General features: G+C 76.9%; 13 protein-coding genes. 5 read left to right on the forward strand and 8 right to left on the reverse strand.

All coding sequences use genetic code 11. From position 1 onward, the window contains the following. Positions 1–95: 95 nt before the first annotated feature. The 3 genes from ACZ58X_RS01885 to ACZ58X_RS01895 form a co-directional block, all read right to left on the reverse strand. Complete coding sequence (locus ACZ58X_RS01885) at positions 96–2,597, reverse strand: ATP-binding protein (protein WP_470331692.1); 2,502 nt, start codon at positions 2,595–2,597, stop codon at positions 96–98. Between the two features lie 315 nt (positions 2,598–2,912). After that, a complete protein-coding gene (locus tag ACZ58X_RS01890; protein WP_470331693.1) occupies positions 2,913–5,657 on the reverse strand; it encodes an AfsR/SARP family transcriptional regulator in 2,745 nt (914 codons plus the stop codon). An 85-nt stretch (positions 5,658–5,742) separates the two neighbouring features. Then, positions 5,743–6,216 carry a hypothetical protein gene (locus ACZ58X_RS01895; protein ID WP_470331694.1) on the reverse strand — a complete coding sequence of 158 codons (474 nt, stop codon included), beginning with the start codon at positions 6,214–6,216 and terminating at the stop codon, positions 5,743–5,745. Positions 6,217–6,467: 251 nt separating this feature from the next. Here ACZ58X_RS01895 and ACZ58X_RS01900 point away from each other — a divergent pair, with 251 nt between their 5' ends. Beyond that, positions 6,468–9,401, forward strand: coding sequence for an AfsR/SARP family transcriptional regulator (locus ACZ58X_RS01900; RefSeq protein ID WP_470331695.1), 2,934 nt, complete (start codon positions 6,468–6,470; stop codon positions 9,399–9,401). A 31-nt stretch (positions 9,402–9,432) separates the two neighbouring features. On the opposite strand, the gene ACZ58X_RS01905 is transcribed toward ACZ58X_RS01900, so the two are convergent. Both ACZ58X_RS01905 and ACZ58X_RS01910 read right to left on the reverse strand, forming a co-directional pair. Further along, complete coding sequence (locus ACZ58X_RS01905; RefSeq protein ID WP_470331696.1) at positions 9,433–10,056, reverse strand: sigma-70 family RNA polymerase sigma factor; 624 nt, start codon at positions 10,054–10,056, stop codon at positions 9,433–9,435. Positions 10,057–10,242: 186 nt separating this feature from the next. Continuing rightward, positions 10,243–10,614, reverse strand: coding sequence for a hypothetical protein (locus ACZ58X_RS01910; protein WP_470331697.1), 372 nt, complete (start codon positions 10,612–10,614; stop codon positions 10,243–10,245). 623 nt (positions 10,615–11,237) lie between these two features. Here ACZ58X_RS01910 and ACZ58X_RS01915 point away from each other — a divergent pair. The 3 genes from ACZ58X_RS01915 to ACZ58X_RS01925 all read left to right on the forward strand — a co-directional run bounded on the left by ACZ58X_RS01915 (position 11,238) and on the right by ACZ58X_RS01925 (position 13,461). Next, on the forward strand, positions 11,238–11,486 hold the full coding sequence (locus tag ACZ58X_RS01915) for a hypothetical protein (protein ID WP_470331698.1): 249 nt from the start codon (positions 11,238–11,240) through the stop codon (positions 11,484–11,486). Between the two features lie 177 nt (positions 11,487–11,663). Then, entirely contained in the window at positions 11,664–12,407 is a 744-nt protein-coding gene (locus ACZ58X_RS01920) for a class I SAM-dependent methyltransferase (protein ID WP_470331699.1), read from the forward strand. A gap of 97 nt (positions 12,408–12,504) precedes the next feature. Continuing rightward, positions 12,505–13,461, forward strand: a complete 957-nt coding sequence (locus ACZ58X_RS01925; RefSeq protein ID WP_470331700.1) for a phosphatidylinositol-specific phospholipase C — start codon at positions 12,505–12,507, stop codon at positions 13,459–13,461. Positions 13,462–13,515: 54 nt separating this feature from the next. On the opposite strand, the gene ACZ58X_RS01930 is transcribed toward ACZ58X_RS01925, so the two are convergent. Then, entirely contained in the window at positions 13,516–14,544 is a 1,029-nt protein-coding gene (locus ACZ58X_RS01930; protein ID WP_470331701.1) for a DUF2690 domain-containing protein, read from the reverse strand. Between the two features lie 374 nt (positions 14,545–14,918). Here ACZ58X_RS01930 and ACZ58X_RS01935 point away from each other — a divergent pair, with 374 nt between their 5' ends. Continuing rightward, positions 14,919–15,467, forward strand: a complete 549-nt coding sequence (locus ACZ58X_RS01935) for a helix-turn-helix domain-containing protein (protein WP_470331702.1) — start codon at positions 14,919–14,921, stop codon at positions 15,465–15,467. Positions 15,468–15,659: 192 nt separating this feature from the next. Here ACZ58X_RS01935 and ACZ58X_RS01940 read toward each other — a convergent pair whose 3' ends face one another. Together ACZ58X_RS01940 and ACZ58X_RS01945 are read right to left on the reverse strand one after the other, a co-directional pair. Next, positions 15,660–16,424, reverse strand: coding sequence for a D-Ala-D-Ala carboxypeptidase family metallohydrolase (locus ACZ58X_RS01940; protein WP_470331703.1), 765 nt, complete (start codon positions 16,422–16,424; stop codon positions 15,660–15,662). Between the two features lie 79 nt (positions 16,425–16,503). Continuing rightward, on the reverse strand, positions 16,504–17,223 hold the full coding sequence (locus tag ACZ58X_RS01945) for an aggregation-promoting factor C-terminal-like domain-containing protein (RefSeq protein ID WP_470331704.1): 720 nt from the start codon (positions 17,221–17,223) through the stop codon (positions 16,504–16,506). Positions 17,224–17,262: the final 39 nt, after the last annotated feature.

Here is a 17,262-nt window from a genome sequence, read left to right on the forward strand (position 1 = left end):
GACGCCCGGACCGAACACCCGGAACGAACGCCCGGACCTGACGCCCGGACCCGACACGCCCTGGTCCCGCACCGGGCGCCCGGGCCGGACCGTCGCTACGGCACGACGGCCCGGCCCGGGCGGCCGTCCGCGCTCAGGTCGGTGAGCGCATCGGTGAGGATCTCGCGGGCCTCGTCCGCCCGCCCCTGCTCGATCAGCGCGGTGCCCAGCTCGGTCAGCGCCTTGGTCATGCTGTCCGGGCGCCCGACCGCCTCGTAGTGCACCAGGGCCTGCCGGTAGGCTTTCTCCGCGGCCGGCCAGCGCCTCAACGCGGCCCGGTCCTGGCCGAGTTCGTGCGCCGTCATGGCGGCCAGCAGGTGCATCAGCGGCGAGCACCAGCGCTCCACCAGCTCCAGCGCGCCGGCCAGCGCACGGCGGCGGACGTCCACCGCCTCCTCGGCCCGGCCCAGCTCGCGCAGACAGGTCGCCGCGCCGCGCAGGGTGACCAGCCGTCCGATCATGGCGGCCCGGTTGTCGACCTCGGCGAAGGCGTCCGCCGCCCGCTGGTAGCTCTCGCTCGCCTCCCGGTGGCGCTGCAGGTTCCGCAGCCCGGAGCCGAGGTAGGTGAGCGCCCAGCCCTGCTGCTCGTGGTCGCCCAGCGCACGGGCCAGCTCCAGCCCCTCACCGGCGAGTTCGATGCCGCGCTGGTAGCGGTGCAGGCAGGTGACGTACGTCCAGGCCAGGTAGTTCACGTGCACCGCCTCGGCCCGCCGGTCACCGCAGGCCCGGGCCGCGTCCACCGACAGCTGGAACACCTCGCCCCAGAGGTCCCAGCTCAGCAGCCGGTCGGAGAACCAGTGCATGGCCTCGGCGGTGTCGATCACCTCCCGGTGGCGGCCCTCCCGCTGGGCCCGGTACAGCGCGGCCAGCCACTCCGGGTGCTCCTCCTCCAGCCAGCGGGCCGACTCGGTGAGCCGCAGCGCGGAACCGTCGACGGAGGCGGAGGCCGAACCGGAGGCGGAGGCGGAGGCGGAGGCATCGGCAGAACCGGAGACGCCGGCCGGGGCGGCGCCCGCGGTCGCCGTGTGGTCCGGGTCGAAGCGCAGGCCGTGCCCGGCCGCCTCGCGCAGCAGTCGGCGCCCAGCCTCGGTACGGGCCTCGGCGACGGCCCCGGCCGGCTCGTCGGCGGCCAGCCGCTCGCCCGCGTACAGCCGCACCAGGTCGTGCAGCCGGTAGCGCTCCGGGGTGGCGGACTGCACCAGGCCGGCGTCGACGAGCTGCTCCAGGACCAGCTCGGTGCGCCCGGCCGGCAGCCCCGCGTAGTGGGCCAGGACGGCCGCAGTGAAGTCCTGCCCGGCGGTCAGCGCGCAGCGCCGCAGCACCAGCCGGGCTTCCGCGGGCAGCCGGCGGTAGGACAGCTCGAAGGCCGGACGGACCGCCAGGTCCCCGGTCTCCAGCAGGTCGAGGCGGTTCTCCTCGGCGGCGAGCTGGCGCGCCAGTTGGGCCACCGGCTGCTGCGGCCGGGCCACCAGCCGCTGCCCGGCGATCCGCAGCGCGAGCGGCAGGTAGCCGCACAGCCGGGCCAGGTCGGCGACGGCGGCCGGCGCGGCCTCGACCCGTTCCGGCCCGGCGATCCGGGCCAGCAGGGCAGTGGCCTCGACCGGGGAGAGCACGTCGAGCCGCAGCCGGTGCACGGCCTCCAGCCCGGGCAGGGCGTGCCGGCTGGTCACGATGGTGACGGCGGGGCCGGCACCGGGCAGCAGCGGGCGCACCTGGCTCTCGTCGACGGCGTCGTCCAGCACCAGCACCAGCCGGCGGTCGCGCACCAGGGCGCGGAACAGCCCGGCCCGCTCCTCCGTCCCGGCGGGCACCGCGCCGTCCTTGACCCCGAGGGCGCGCAGCACCTGGCCGAGCGCCTCCCGGGCGGGCAGCGGGGTGGCGGCCGTGCCGCCGAGGTCCAGCGAGAGCTGGCCGTCCGGGAAGGCCGGGGCGAGGGCGTGGGCGGCGTGCAGGGCGAAGGCGGTCTTGCCCAGGCCGGGCTGACCGCTGATCAGCACCACCCGGGGGTGGGCGGGTCGGCGGTCAGCCGTGAGCGCGGCGAGCTCGGCGAGGGCCTGCTCGCGGGCGGTGAAGTCGGCCAGGTCGCGTGGCAGGGCGAGGGCGCCGGGCACCGGCGGGTCGGTGCGGGCCTCGGGGCCGCCGGGCGGTGCCTGGTCCGGGGCCGGACCCGGTCCGGGCGCCGCCCCGGCGGCACGGTGCGGCCCGCCGGGTGCGGTGGACTGGCCGTCCGGGGCGGCGGACGGCCCGACGGAGCCGGCCGACGGACCGACGGCTGCGGTGGCCGGGCCCTGCGGGGGCACCTGCCGCACGCCCCGGGGGCGGCCGGACTGGGCGGCCCGCTCCAGCGCGGCGGTCTGCGGGCCGTCCAGGCCCAGGGCGGCGGCCAGCGCCTGCACGGTGCGCCGCTGCGGTCCCCGGGTGCGGCCGCGCTCCATGTCCCCGAGGGCCCGCAGGCTGACCCCGGCCGTGGCCGCCAGGTCCTCCTGGGTCAGCCCGGCCGTCACCCGGTGGCCGGCCAGCAGGTGGCCGAACTCCCCGGTTCCGCTCGCAAGCACCATCTCCCCGCCCCGCCCCCTGGTCCGCGCTCGCGCGGTTCCGCCGCAGTTCTGCCGGGCCGCACGCCGGGCAGATCGTCTCAGGCAGAAGTATGCCCCGTGGGACGGACCGCGCGTACCCGGCCGCGGCCTGCGGGGATGCCGGGGACACGGGCGCCCGGCGGGTGGATCCGCCCAGCGGAACCGCCTGTAGTTCCGCCTGCTCCGGTCGGCCCGGGGAGGCAGTTGTGCTCTCCCCCGACCACCCCGACCACCCCGAGGCCCCCAGCGGCCCCCTGGTCCACCCGGAGCCGCCGCTGAGCCGCCGCTGAGCGCCCCTCAGCGCTCCCCCGCGGCGAGCGCCCGTTCCCGCTGTCTGGCCTCCGTGCCCTCGACGCTGCGGCCGAACGCGAACAGCAGGTCGGCCAGCAGCCCGTGCGAGCGCGCCTCCACGGCCGGGTCGCCGACGGTACGGCCGAGGGCGACGGCGAGCCGGGCCGAGGACAGCGCCGCGTCCCGGCGGCCGAGGGCGTGCAGGGCGCGGGCGCGGCCGTGGGTGGCGAGCACCGCCGCACGGTCGGTCCGGACCGACCCGGCGGAACCGGAACGCTCCGCGCCCGGCCGGGCAGGGCCCGAACGCCCCCGGGCCGTACGGTCGGTGGCGATCCGGACCGCCTCGTCGGCGTGCGCCAGCGCCCGGTCCGGGGCACCGACCCGCACCAGGGCCTCGGCGAGCTCGGTGAGCGCCCCGACCAGCAGGTGCCCGGCGGCCGGGGCGCGGGCGGCGGTCACCAGCTCGGTGAGCAGCGGCACCGCACGGTCGTACTGCCCGGCCCGGGCCAGCGCGGCCGCCACCCGGCGGCGGCAGTGGTGGCGCAGCAGCGCGTCCCCGGCCCGGTCGGCGGCCGCGACGGCGGCGCCGAGCTGCTCCAGGGCGGTGCGGTGAGCCGCCCGGTGGACGTGCAGGACGGCCAGGTCGGTGCCCAGCCGGGCGAGCGCCGCGTCGTCCCGGGCGGCCTTCGCGGCGCGCAGCCCGATCTCGGCGACGGCCCGCCGGTGCGCCCGGTCCTCGCCGCCGGTGTCCCCGGACAGTTCGTACAGCCGGCCGATCCGGTGGGCGAGCAGCCAGGCGGCGCCGGTGCGCCCGTACTGCTCGGCGCACAGGACGACGGCGCGCAGCGCGCTCTCCTCCCGGCGGAACCAGGCCGCCGGCCGGGCACCGTCGCCACCGCCACCACCCGCGCTGTCGCCGCTGCCGTCCGGGCCCCACGGGGCGGTCAGCTCCAGGTAGTGGGCGATCAGCCGGTCGAGGGCGCCGAACCGTTCCTCGCAGTCCAGTTCGGCGGCCTGCCCGGCGGCGTAGCGGCGGACCAGCTCGCGGCGGGCGTAGCGCCCGGGGGCGGTCTCGGCGAGCAGGTGGACGGCGTCGAGCGCGGTCAGCAGGGTGCGGGCGGCGGCGGGTCGCAGGTCGGCGAGGGCGGCGGCGGTGGCGGTGTCGATGACCGCGCCGGGGTGCAGTCCCAGCAGGGTGAACAGCCGGGCGGCGGCGGGCGGCAGCCTCCGGTAGGTGCGGTCCAGGGCGGCGGTGATGCCGCTCGGGTCGGGCCCGTCACCGGCGCCGGCCAGGGCGGTCAGGCCGGTCTGCTCGTCGGCGAGTTCGGCGGCGAGGTCCCCCGGCGTCCAGTCCGGGCGGGCGGCCAGCCGGGCGGCGGCCAGGCGCAGGGCCAGCGGCAGGCGGTCGCAGCGGTCGGCGAGTTCGTCGAGTTCGGCGGCGGTCTGCGGGGCGGTGGCGGGGCGGTCCGGGCCGAGGGCGCGGGCGAGCAGCGCGCGGGCGTCCTCGGCGCCGAGCGGGCCGAGCGGGAGCGCCAGGGCGTCCTCGTGGAGCAGCAGTTCGCGCAGCCGGTCGCGGCTGGTGACGACGGCGACCGGGCCCAGGACGGAGCCGGCCGTCGCGGGTCGGCCGGGCAGCAGCGGGGCGAGCCGGGGGTGGTCGGCGGCGTCGTCCAGCAGGATCAGGATCCGGCGGTCGGCGAGCAGGGCGCGGTAGCGGGCGGCGCGTTCCTCCAGCCCGTCGGGGACGCCCTCGGGGGCGACGCCGAGGTCGGTGAGGAACCCGGCCAGGACGTCCGCGGGTTCGCGCGGCCCGTCCGGGTGGGTGCCACGCAGGTCGGCGCGGAGCACGCCGTCCGGGAAGCGCTGCGCCGCCCAGTGCTGGACGAGCGCGGTCTTGCCCGCCCCGGCCGGGCCGGTCACCAGGATCGGACGGCCGGTCCGGGCGGCGACGGCCAGCGCCTCGTGCAGGCCGGCGAGTTCGGCGGCGCGGCCGACGAAGCGCCGGTCGGGCGGGGTGTGCCGGGCCAACTGTTCGCCGGCCAGCCGCAGTTCCGGCCCGGGCGGCCCGGACAGCCGGGTCAGCGCCCGGTCGTACCGGGCCCGGGCCTCCAGTCCGCGGCCGGCCTGCTCCAGGCACTGGACCAGCCGGGCGGCCAGCGCCTGGCGGCCCGGGTGGGCGTCGGCGGCCTCGCCGAGTTCGGCGACCAGTTCGCCGCCGCGGCCGGCCAGCAGCAGCCGTTGTGCCAGCCGGTCCAGGGTGCGCAGCCGCAGGTCGGTGAGGTCCGGGAGGGTGCGGGTGCGCAGCAGCTCGGAGCCGCAGTCGGCGAGCGCCGGGCCGCGCCACAGGTCGAGCGCGGCGCGCAGCAGCGGGACGGCCGGGTCGTCGGCGCCGAGCCGGGCGGCGGAGCCGGGGAGCAGCACCCCGGCCCGGTCGTGCAGCGCGCCGAAGCGGACCAGGTCGACCCGGTCCGCGTCGCCCTCCAGGACGTACCCGCCGCCGCGGGTGCCCAGCACCAGCCGGGGGTCGTCCAGTCGTCGGCGCAGCGCGGCCACGTGGCCCTGGAGGGCGGCCCGCGCGGTCGGCGGCGCGGCGCCGTCCCAGACCAGTTCGATCAGTTCCTCGGCGCCCACCGGCTGGTTCAGCCGGACGGCCAGCGCCGCCAGCAGCGCGCGCCGCTTCGGGGCCGAGGGGGTGACCACCGTGCCGTCGGCCCGCCGGACCGTCATCGGCCCGAGCAGCTCGATCTCCATGCTCCCCTTCCCGTCGGGGGTCGTCGGCCTCCGGTGCCGCGCCGTCGCCCCCGTAGGGAAGGACGACGGGGCGGACCTGCGCGGTTCAGTTCCCGGGCCCGCCGTCCGGCCCGCCGGGGGCCGGTTCGCGGTCGGCCCAGGCGGGTGCGGTGCGGCGGTCGGGCCCGGCGAGGACCTGGACGTCGTACGGCGCGTACTCGTTGCCGTGGTCGCGCGCGGTGTAGCCGGCCGCCGTGAGGATCGCGATCATCGCGGTGGCCATCGCCGTCCGGGCCTCGCCGGACTGCCGGACCGCCGGGGTCTCGCCGTCGGCCCGCCGCGCCTCCTCGCCGGCCCGGTCGCGCAGCCGGGGGCTGACGTGCCAGCTGACCAGCACTTCCGGGTCCGCCGCGCCGAAGTGCTGGTTCCAGGTGCTGACCCGGACCTCGGCGCCGGTGGCGAGGCCGCGGTCCAGTCCGGGGGCCGTCACCGGCAGCCCGGCGGCGGCGAGTTCGTCGCGGACCCGCTGGGCCAGCCGCTCGTACCGGGCGTTCACGTGTCTCTCGGAGTGCTCGTCCATGCCCGCACGCTATCCGGCCCGGGCACCGCTGCGGCAACCGGCGTCCGCGCCCCCGCCGTGGGCCGCCGCGGGCCGCCGCGGGGCCCTCGGGCCCGCGGCAGGCAACCATCCGGCCCCTCCTGGGACTCTGTACCCCTGGCGGCCCGCGCGGCGACGAGCGTCCGGGCACGAACCGGGCCGGTGCGGGCAGGACGACTGCTCCGTCCCGGAGGGTCGCCGTCGGTCTCGGGTGAGGTGAGGTGGGGGTACGGGTGCGGATTCGGCTGCTCGGGCCGGTGGAGCTGCGGCTCGCGGCGGGCGGCCTCGCCACGCTGGCGGGGGCGCAGCGGCGCGCGGTGCTGGCGCTGTCGGCACTGCGGCTGGGGCAGGTGGTCGGCATGGACCAGTTCTGCGAGCTGCTGTGGGGGGAGCGGGCGCCGGCCAGTGCCCGGGCGGCGGTGCAGGGGCACGTGGCGGCGCTGCGCAAGGTGCTCGCCGACACCCCGTTCGAGCTGCACACCCGGGCCCACGGCTACCTGTTGAGCGGGCCGGCCGAGGAGGTGGACGCGCTGCGGTTCGCGCGGCTGGCCGGCCGGGCCGCCGACCGCGCCGACCGCGGTGCGGACGGGGAGGCGGTCGCGCTGCTGGAGGAGGCGCTGTGGCTGTGGCGCGGGGAGGCGCTGGCGGACCTGCCGGACACCCCCCTGCGGGCCGCCACCGCGGAGCAGTTGAAGCAGTCCGCGACGGCGGCCCTGCTCCGCTGGGCCGCGCTGCGGCTGGGGCAGGGCGCGGGGGCGGCGGCGGTGCCGCTGCTGGAGCAGAGCGTCCGGCGGGACGGGCTGCGCGAGGAACTGGTCGCGCTGCTGATGCGCTGCCTGCACCAGGCCGGACGGCCGGCGGAGGCGCTGAGCGCCTACCACCGGACCAGGCTGCGGCTGGACCGCGAGCTGGGCATCCGGCCCGGGCCGGCGCTGCGGGCGGCGTTCGCCGAGGTGCTGGCGGACGACCGGCCGGCGCCGGCCGCGGTGCCGAGCGCGGCCCCGCCCGCCGCCCCCGGCACCGGGACGGCCGCCGCTCCCCCGCCCGCCGAACCGCGTCCGACGGTCCCCCAGCAGCTGCCCGGGCTGCGCGTGGAACTGATCGGCCGCACCGCCGAGTTCCGCTGGCTGGACCGCGCCTGCGCCCCCGACCGGACCACCGACGGGCCGGCCCTGGTGGTGGGCCCCGCCGGGACCGGCAAGAGCGCCCTGGTCACTGCCTGGGCCCACCGGGCCGCCGACCGCTTCCCGGACGGCCGGCTGTACGCGGACCTGCGCGGCCTCGACCCGGCCGGTCCGGCCGAGCCCGGCGCCGTCCTCGGCCGCTTCCTGCGCGCCCTCGGCGTCCCGGAGTGCGCCGTCCCGGCCACCCGGGCCGGCCGGGCGGCGCTCTACCGCGAGCGCACCCGGGGCCGCCGGCTGCTGGTCGTCCTGGACGACGCCGCCGACGCCGAGCAGCTCGCCGACCTACTGCCCGCGGGCCCGGGCTGCGCCGCCGTGGTCACCGCGCGCTGCTCCCTGGAGAAGCTGGTCGCCACCGACGACGCCGCCCTGCTGCGGCTGACCGCCCTGCCCGAGGACGACGCCCTGGCCCTGCTGGAGCACCTGCTGACGCCGAACCGGCTGCGCCCCGAGCCGGCCGCCGCCGCCGAACTCGTCCGGCTCTGCGAGGGCCTGCCGCTCGCCCTGCGGATCGCCGCCGCGCGGCTGGCCGCCCACCCGGACTGGACGGTCGCCGCGCTGGTCGCCGACCTCGCCGACGAGGAGGGCCGGCTGGCCGCCCTGGAGCTCGACGAGCGCACCGGCCTGCGTCAGCAGCTGCTCCTCACCCACCGCCAGCTGCCGCCGGTGGCGGCCCGGTTGCTGGCCCTGCTGGCCGTCCACCCGGGCCCGGAGGTGGACGGCCAGGCCGCCGCCGCCCTGCTCGACACCGACCCGGCCTCCGCCCACCGGGCGCTCGGCGAACTGGCCTCCCGCCACCTGCTCACCGGCACCGCCCCGGGCCGGTACCACCGCACCGAGCTGGTCCGGCTGTTCGGCGTCCAGCTGCTGGCCGAACAGCCGGACCAGCTCCGGGAGCAGGCCAGGGCCCGGTTGCTGGACCACTACCGGGCCGCGCTGCAGCACTGCGGGAGCTACCTCGATCCCGGCCAGGAGGACGCCGGGGCGCCCGCCCGGACCCCGCAGGCCGTCCCGCCCGCCGTGGACATCCGCACCGCGCTGGACTGGTTCCGCGCCGAGGAGCCGGTGCTCCGGGCCCTGATCGACGAGGCCGCCGTCAGCGACCCGGACCGGGCCTGGCGGCTGGCCCTGACCACCGGTTCGCTCTACTACGGCGCCAGCCGCTTCACCGACTGGCTGGCCCGCGCCGAGGTCGGTCTGGCGGCGGCGGAGCGCTGCGCCGACCCGGTCGCGGTGGCGTTCCTGCACAACTGCCGGGCCCAGGCGCTGGTCGCCCTGGAGCGCCGGCACGAGTCGGCCGAGGCGGCCCGGCGCGCGGTGGCGGCCGTCGAGTCCGCCGAGGGGCCGGCCGCCGCCTCGGCGCGGGTCCGGGCCCAGGGCACGCTGGCCCTGGTCACCGCGATGCTCGGGGACTCCACCGGGGCGCAGCGGCTGGCGGCGGAGGCGACCGCGCTGGCCGTCCGGTCCGGCGACCGGAAGCGGCTGGTCGACGCCCTGGTCCACCAGGGCTGGGTGAGCCTGGCGACCGGCGATCCGACGGCCGCCCAGCGGCTGTCCCGGGAGGCCCGGGAGCTGCTGCCGCCCCGCCCGGTCACCCAGGTGCACCTGTGGTCGCTGCTGACCGAGGCGCAGGCCCTGCCGCCGACCGTCCGGGACCACGCCGCGGACCTGGCCTGGCACCGGCTGCTGGCCGCCTGCGAGGAGGCGGGCCTGCTCTACCTCCACGCGGTCACCGAACAGTCCTACGCGGCCCACCTGGTGGCCCGGGGCCGCGCGCCGCAGGTGCGGCAGCGGCTGGCCTCGGCGCTGGAGCGCTTCCGCCGGCACGACCGGCTGGCCGGGCACCGCAGCGAGTTCACGGCCGGTCTGGAGGCCTCGCTCAGCCTGCGCGCCGGGGACGGGCCGGAGGCCGGCTGCACAACCGGCGGCCCGCCGGGCGGAGCACCCGGCGGCGACCGGACCGCCGTGGACGGTCCGGTCGCCTAGGTGTACTGACCACGGGGGTCGGTGCCGGGGCTCAGCCGGTGGCCGGCGCGTACCCGTGCTCGGCCGCCAGCACCGGCCGAAGGGCCCGGACGGCGTAGAAGTTGCGGGACTTGACCGTCCCCGGCGGCACGCCCAGCTGCGCCGAGGCCTCCAGCACCGAGCGGTCCTTGAGGTGCAGCTCGACCAGCACCTCGCGGTGGTGCTTCTGCACCCGCCGCAGCGCCAGCGCGATGTCCCGGGCGACCACCACCTGCTCGTACGGGTCCTCGGCGAGCGGGCGGTCCTCGACCGGCTCGCCGATGGCCTCCTGGGCGCGGGCGGCGGCCATCCGGTAGTGGTCGATCGCGATCCGGCGGGCGACGGTGAACAGCCAGGGGCGGCTGTGCTCCGGGCCGGCGGCCAGGGCCTCCGGGTGCTGCCAGGCGCGCAGCAGGGTCTCCTGGAGGATGTCCTCGGCCTTGCCGCGGTCGCCACCGGTGTTGCGCAGCAGGGCGCGCAGCAGGTAGCCGCCGTGCAGCCGGTGGATCTCGGCCAGGGTGTCGGGGTCGAGGGTCCGTCGGGCCGGGGCCGGCTCCGGAGCAGCGACGGGGTCGACAGGGGGGCCCGCGGGCGGCTGGGCGACGGACGTGGACGGAGCGACGGACTGCTTCGACACGCGCTACCTCTCAGGTCGGGCAAGGGCACATGGCAGGGCTTCCGCCGGACATCCCCCGTGGCGGCAGACAGCAGCCTGCCGGGCGCCGCCAAGGACCTGCCAACGATCCGCCAACGCCCGGACCGGGCGGCACCCGGCGCGGTGCCGGGTGCCGCCCCGTCGTGCCGGGACCGGTCGGTGGCGGGCTCAGTCCGTGCCGGCTGCCGCCGGGCCGTCGTTGAGCGCCTCCACCAGGTCCTGCACCCCGTCCTCGCCCCGGTACTCGATCAGCACCGCGACCCAGCCGGCCAGCCGCTCCCGCTCGGCCACCGTCCACCCCGGTGCGGAGGGGTGCTCGTCCACCACCAGCGCCCGGGCCAGGCCGAGCAGCCCCGGGGTGGGCTCCGCGCGCCGCTGCCGCTCCGGCAGCACCCCCAGCGCCAGCCGCCGGGCGACGGCCGTCACCTCGGCCGCGCCGCAGGCCGGCACCGCCAGCCCGGAGGGCCCCGGCACCACCGGTGCGCCCATCTGCACCAGGGCCGCGATGTACTCCCGCACCTCCGGCCCGTCCGCTTCCATCCGGCGTTCCTCCCCCGTCCCGTTCCGTCCCGCTCAACGGCGCCCGCCCCGGTCGGGGTTCAGCCGCAGCCCACCGACCGTACCGGTCGGTACGGCTACGGCCCGAAACCACCGTTCCGTCCGTCGGTCCGTCCGCCGCCAGGCCCGGTCGGGCCGGAAGCATTGTGCCGGTCGGTGATGAGAAAACCCCGGGCCCGGCCGCGCCGCCGGGCAGCGGCGCGGCCGGCCGGGGCGGCTGCCCCCGGCCGGCCGCCTGCACCGGGTGGGGCGTCACTTCTTCGGCGGCGTCGCCGGGGTCCGGTACGGGTGGCGGTGGGTGCTGCCGACGTGCAGGGGCGTCGGTGAGGGTCTGGTTGACCATCGGGGTGTCGGCCGGGTGCCACCTGCGGTAGGTGGACAGGATGCCCGCCGGCGCCCGGGGGGGGCGAGCCGGTCGTCGGTCAGGTTCGACCGGTGCATGAGGAACGGCCCCGGGGCGGGTACGAACCCCGGAACGGCGCGACCGTCAGGGGCCCGTCAGCGACGCGTCAGCAGTGCGTCAATCCGGGCGGGCGCAAGGGCGGACCGGCGCAAGCTGAGGGACGCACCTGCACGTTCCGCAGGTCCTTCCGGAGGTGAGTCGCATGTCCGTGGTCGCTGCGTTCCATTCCGTCGTGCCCGACGTCCGCCGCCGGGGTCACGGGCTGCGCGCCGCGTTCTCCCAGGTACTGGAGCGGCTGGCCGCCAGCCCCCTGGACAGTCCCGTCCTGGGCGCGATGGGCGCGCCGCGCTCGACCGACCGTCCCGCCGGCGGACTGCACGCCCACTGGCACACCGTCACCCGCGCGGACGGCAGCACGGCGCTCGAAGCCGACTGGCACCCCGGCCGCTGAGGCCACCGGCCCCGACGGCCGTCCCGCACTCTCCTCAGGAGGGCGCGGGGCGGCCGTCGTGCGCCGGTACCCGGCGGGCCGCGCCGGTGATTTTGCCCTTCCGGATCGGGCACCGGTAGACACGGTCCCGACACGGTGCGTGACGACACCGTGCGTGACCTCCGGAAGGCCCCCGCCATGAGCGTGACGAATCGGTACCGGGACGCCTGGGAGGGCTTCTGGAGCGAGGCCCCCGAGGAACCCGGCGCGGTGATCTGGGACGCCGAGCCGGCCCTCACCGCGGCACGCCACCTCGCCCTGTTCCGGCCCCACCTGCAGGACCCGGACCTGCCGCTGGTCGACCTGGGCTGCGGCAACGGCCGCCAGACCCGCTTCCTCGCCGAGCACTTCCCCCGGGCCGTCGGCGTCGACCTGTCCGGCACCGCCGTCGAGCTCGCCCGGCGCCAGGACCCGGCCGGGCGGGCCGAGTTCGCCCAGCTGGACGCCACCGACCCGGCCGCCGTCCGGGCCCTGCACGAGCGCCTGGGCGACGCCAACGTGTACGTGCGCGGGGTGATCCACCAGAGCGAGCCGGCCGACCGCCGACCGGTCGCCGAGGCCGTCGCCGCCCTGCTCGGATCGCGCGGCCGGGCCTTCCTGGTCGAACTGGCCGCGTCCGCCAAGGAGGTGCTCAAGGGGCTCGCCCAGTCCCCGGCCGGGCCGCCGGCGAAGCTGCGCCCGGTGTTCGCCCACGGACTCGCCCCCGCCGAGGTGGCCGACGCGGCCTTCGACGGACTGCTCGGCTCGGCCGGCCTCACCGTCCTCGCCAGCGGCGAACTGCCGCTGTCCCTGACCGAGTTCACCCCCGAGGGCGACCGGATCGAGCTGCCCGCCTGGTGGCTGGCGGTCGGCCCGGACGGCCGGCTGTCCGGGCCGCGCTGAACCCGTTGACGCCGCGGCGGCGTTGGACCAGTGTCAGGACGGACCGATCGTCAGGACTTGTCGTCGCAGCCGCTCGCGGGGCGGAGGGAGCCGGGCCATGGGCATCGCACGTCGTGATCTTCTCAGGTGGGGCGCGGGGGCGGGCGGCGCGGCCGCCGTCGCCGGCCTGATCGGGGCACCCGCCGCCCGGGCCGCGGGCGGCCCGGCCACCCCGGGCGGGGTGCCGACGGACAGCTGGATGGGCCGGCTGGACGGCAACCTGTCCCTGCTCGACCTCACCGTCCCGGGCACCCACGACTCCTGCTGCCAGAACCCCTGGTACGGCACCGAGTGGTCGCACACCCAGAACTGGGGCGTCCCCCAGCAGTTGCAGGAGGGTGTCCGCTTCCTCGACATCCGCTGCAACGGCCTCCAGGGCGCGCCCGACGAACTCGGGATCTACCACGCCGACAACTACCAGCACATCCGGCTGCAGGACGTGCTCGACCAGTGCCGCGCCTTCCTGGCGGCGCACCCGGGCGAGACGCTCCTGATGCGCCTGCGCAACGAGCGGGCCGGCGGCCAGGCCCTCGACGACCCGGAGTTCCAGCGGCGGGTCGACCACTACCTGGACGCGCTGGGGTACCGCGGCCTGTTCCACCTCTACGGCTGGCCCACCCTCGGCACGGCCCGCGGCAAGGTGGTGCTGCTCGCCGACTTCGCCAACCCCTGGGGCCTGATCGACTGGTCCAGCGGCCAGAACGCCTGGTTCGACACCCAGGACGTCTGGCAGACCGGCGGCACCGACCCGCTGGGTGACAAGGGCCGGTACGTCGTCGCCCAGTTCGACAAGGCCTTCGCCAATCCGGGATATCCGCGGATGTTCGTGAACTTCCTGAGTTACGCGGGCGGCTACTGGCCCCGGACCAGCTCGCAGGCCGTGATGGACCGGGCGGTTTACCCGTACCTGAGCGCGCGCACCGGGCAGCGCGCCCGGTTCGGCATCGTCCCGATGGATTTCCCGGACCTCCACGTGAACGTGCTGCAGATGCTCGTCGACAAGAACTTCGTCTGAGCACCGGTGGCCGTTCCGGTGGCCGGGGCCCCGGCCCGCCCTCCGGAGGGATCCTCAGGAGGGCTTCACCGTCGGCGTGAGGGCGGGCGTGGGGGTGGGGGTGGGGCTGGGCGAAGGGGTGGTGGACAGGGCCCGCGAGCGGGCGGCGGCGCCGGACAGGGGCTGGGTGCAGTCGTCGCCGCCGTCCCGGTGGCCGCACACCCGCAGGACGGCGTCGGGCGCGTCGGCGTCCACCATCATCGAGTAGTTGTCGTAGCCCCAGTGGATCAGGGCGGTCTCGTGCCCCCCGGTGCCGGTGTAGATGGTGGCGCTGTCCCCCGGGGAGCCGTCGGTGATCCCGGCCCAGGCGGCCCGGCAGCGCGGACTGTAGTGGAGGTACAGCACGACCCTGCCGATGGTGCCGGTCAGCACGGTGCGGTCGTCGGCCTCGCAGCCCATGGCCTGCGGGTCCTTGCCGGCGCAGCCGGCGGACTGGCAGAGCTGGGCGGGCAGGGCACCCGTGCTCACCGCGGGCGGGGCGATCGGGGCGGTCGGCTCGGTCGGCGCGGGCACGTGCCCCGAGGAGGCCGCGGCGGCGCTGCCACCGCCGTCCAGGCCGTGCAGGTAGAGGCCCGCGACCAGCAGGAGCACGGCGACGGCGGCGACCGCGACCAGGGCCTGCGGCCGCCGCCAGAGGGCGACGCGGGCGGCGGGGAGGGACACCGGGACGGGCAGTGGGACGGGAACGGGTACGGGGGCGACGGCGGGCTCAACGGCGGCGGGCTCAACGGCGGCGGCCGGGGCCACGGCGGGCGCGGTGCCGGGCGTCGCCTCCGCGTCGCGCGCGGCCTCGGCCTGCCGCAGCAGGGAGGTGAGCAGCACGGCGTCGCAGTCCAGCGCGGCGATCAGGCCGGCCAGGGCCTGCGAGGTGATCAGACGCTTGCCGTTCAGCCAGCGTTCCCAGGAGGCCTTGCTGAGGTAGGTCAGCCGGCCGAGTTCGGCGAGCGAGATCCGGTGCGTGTCCTTGACGGCGCGCAGTTCCTCGACCAGGCGTCGGGCGGGTTCCGAAAGGTCGTCAGGGAGCGGTTTCCAGGACTGACTCACGTGGGGGGCACCTCTGGCAGGTCGACGGCAGGCGCAAACTGATCAACTTTCGGATGATCAGTTTAATCTCTCCCGCCCCGCGCTCCCGTCCGGTTCGAGCCGCACCCCGGCGGATCGTCTCAAGGGTTTCCTGATCCGCGTCCCAACCCGCAGCTCAGGGCCCTGGGGACGACGCGCGGCGTCTCAGAAGCCCCGGAGACGGTCGAAGATCGGTGCCCGATCGCGCAGAGTTGGCCGCGCCGGGTAGCCCAGGAGTCAACACCGGTTCTGGTCCGGATAAAGACTTCGCCACAGTCGGAGCAGACGGGGGCGCCCGGTGAAGTTCGGATCCATGCACCACAACGGTCATCTCAGAGGAAGTTCGGGGAAACCTCATGGGCCGCCACCACGCGTCCGAGATCACGTCACCATCACCTGAGTCACTAGCGTCACTCACCTCACTCGCGTCACCCGCAGCAGCGGCAGCAGCCGCCTCACCCGCCGACCGGCTCGCCGGCGAGCTGCAGTCCTTGAAGAACCGGTCGGGCCTCACCTACGCCCGGCTCAGCGAACGCACCCACTACGCGAAGTCCTCGTGGGAGCGCTGGGTGAACGGGAAGCAGTTCCCCCCGCGCGGCGCGGTGCAGAGCATCGCGCTGGTCTGCGGGGGCGATGCCGAGCTCCTGCTGGAGCTCTGGCACCTCGCGGAGAGCCGACGCCTCGTGTCGGCCGCGCCGGACGTCCCCGGGCCCGGCGGCACCGCCTCCCCGTCCGGGCCGGCCGACGGACCCTCGGCCGACGCCCCGGGCCGGGAGGACCACCCGGAGTGCCCGCACCTTCGGCAGGCCACCCTGCTGCGGCGGGTGGCCCTGGTCTCGCTCGCGGTCGGCGCGGGCGGGGTCCTGGCGGCCGCCGGCCGGCGGTCCCTGCGGCGCGAGGCCTGACCGGCCGCACCCGACCGCCCTGGTCCCTGTGGGCAGCACAGGAACCTCGACGAACCGCCGGCACCGCCGGCGCTACCAGCACCACCCAGCCCAACCCAGCACCACCGACACGACCGGCACGACCGGCACACAACAGAGCGGCACCGCGCCCTTGGGGAGGGCGCGGTGCCGCCGCCGCTGTGGCGTCCGCCGTTACGCGACGCCGTCCTGCCACCACCAGAAGCCCGAGCCGTAGTTGGAGTGCTCGATCCGGCTGTCCACGTGCTGCCAGGAGACGGTGTGGGTCTCCAGTCCCGAGAAGCCGCAGGTCTCGGCGATCCGGTAGACGTCCAGCGTGGACAGGCCGGAGACCGCGGTGTCGGCCGCCACCCCGTAGGTGTGCATGGAGTTGCCCGCCCCGCCCACGGAGGCGTTGTAGGCGGTGCTGCGGAAGCCGGAGTTGATGGTGATCGCGCGGTCGCCCGCCTTCTTCCGCAGCGCCTCCAGCTTGTACATGGTGCGGCGCACGTTCTCCTTCACCTCGGCGGCGCCGACGTTGCCGCCGCCGAAGCCCGAGCCGTCGTGGCTGGTGAACTCGGACCAGTTGAAGTGGGCGGTGGAACCGTCCGACTTCTCCAGCGAGTTCAGCACGCCGAAGGTCTGCGGGCCGGCCACGCCGTCCGCGCTCAGCCCGTAGGCGGCCTGGAACCGGCGCACCGCGGCCGCGGTGCCGGGGCCGAAGGAGCCGTCCACGGAGACGCAGGTCTGCGAGGCGGAGTCCGCCGCCCAGCCCGCGACCCGGATCTGGAGCTCGGTCACGGCCGGACCGGAGGAACCCTGGCCGAGGTTGCCGGACCACCCGTAGGCGGCGGCCGGACGGGCGAGGCCGATGTTGGCCACCGCGGCGAGCCCGGCGGCGGCCACCGCGCCGGTGCCGTAGCGCAGCAGGGCGCGACGGTCAAGGGAAGAGCTGTTCACCACGTGCTCCTTCGAGGAGTCGACAGGGGAGGACGTCGTACGGGGCGGTGCGGGTGACCGGTCAGGGCCGGTCCGCCGGTCAGTACCAGTTGTGGGACTGCCAGAAGCTCCAGGCGTTGCACGGGCTGCCGTAGCGGCTCTGGATGTAGTCCAGGCCCCACTGGAGCTGGGTGGCCGGGTTGGTCCGCCAGTCGGAGCCGGCGCTGGCCATCTTGTCGCCGGGCAGGGACTGCGGGATGCCGTAGGCGCCGGAGGAGGGGTTGGTCGCGTAGACCTTCCAGCCGCTCTCGTGGTTGTAGATCTGGTCCAGGCAGCCGAACTGGCCGCTGACGCTCCAGCCGTGGCCGGGGAACTTCCACTGGGCGGTGATCTGCACCGTGCGGGCGACGCCCATCGCGTTCATGGTGGCCGGACCGGCAATGCCGTCGTTGCTCAGGCTGTGGGAGCGCTGCCAGGTGCTGACAGCGCTGGTGGTGCCGTCGCCGTAGGCGCCGTCGGCGCCCGAGCCGGCCACCCGCTGGACCTCGGCGACCTTGTTGTGCAGGGCCAGTTCGGTGCGGGCGCCGTACACGCCGTCCTCGTCGAGGCCGTTGTCGTGCTGGAAGCTGCGGACGGCGGCGGTGGTCTGCGGGCCGTAGTCGCCGTCGACGCCGCTGCTCGCGAGGTAGCCGATGCCCACCAGGTTGCGCTGGATCCAGGTGGTGCTGTCGGTGGCCTGGGCCTGTGCGGGCAGCAGGGCCAGCACGGCGGCGGCGAGCACGCCCGCGGCGAGTGCGCGCAGGGCCGAGGTTTTCTTCACGGTCGATCCCATTCCGTCGGGTGCCTGTCGGTCGATCAA

The sequence above is a fragment of the Kitasatospora sp. NPDC040550 genome (genome assembly GCF_055594965.1).

Excerpts from the sequence above, each read along its gene's own strand:
- ACZ58X_RS01885 (WP_470331692.1), bottom strand. The coding sequence starts at position 2,597 with ATGGTGCTTGCGAGCGGAACCGGGGAGTTCGGCCACCTGCTGGCCGGC.
- ACZ58X_RS01890 (WP_470331693.1), bottom strand. The coding sequence starts at position 5,657 with ATGGAGATCGAGCTGCTCGGGCCGATGACGGTCCGGCGGGCCGACGGC.
- ACZ58X_RS01895 (WP_470331694.1), bottom strand. The coding sequence starts at position 6,216 with ATGGACGAGCACTCCGAGAGACACGTGAACGCCCGGTACGAGCGGCTG.
- ACZ58X_RS01910 (WP_470331697.1), bottom strand. The coding sequence starts at position 10,614 with ATGGAAGCGGACGGGCCGGAGGTGCGGGAGTACATCGCGGCCCTGGTG.
- ACZ58X_RS01915 (WP_470331698.1), top strand. The coding sequence starts at position 11,238 with ATGTCCGTGGTCGCTGCGTTCCATTCCGTCGTGCCCGACGTCCGCCGC.
- ACZ58X_RS01920 (WP_470331699.1), top strand. The coding sequence starts at position 11,664 with ATGAGCGTGACGAATCGGTACCGGGACGCCTGGGAGGGCTTCTGGAGC.
- ACZ58X_RS01925 (WP_470331700.1), top strand. The coding sequence starts at position 12,505 with ATGGGCATCGCACGTCGTGATCTTCTCAGGTGGGGCGCGGGGGCGGGC.
- ACZ58X_RS01935 (WP_470331702.1), top strand. The coding sequence starts at position 14,919 with ATGGGCCGCCACCACGCGTCCGAGATCACGTCACCATCACCTGAGTCA.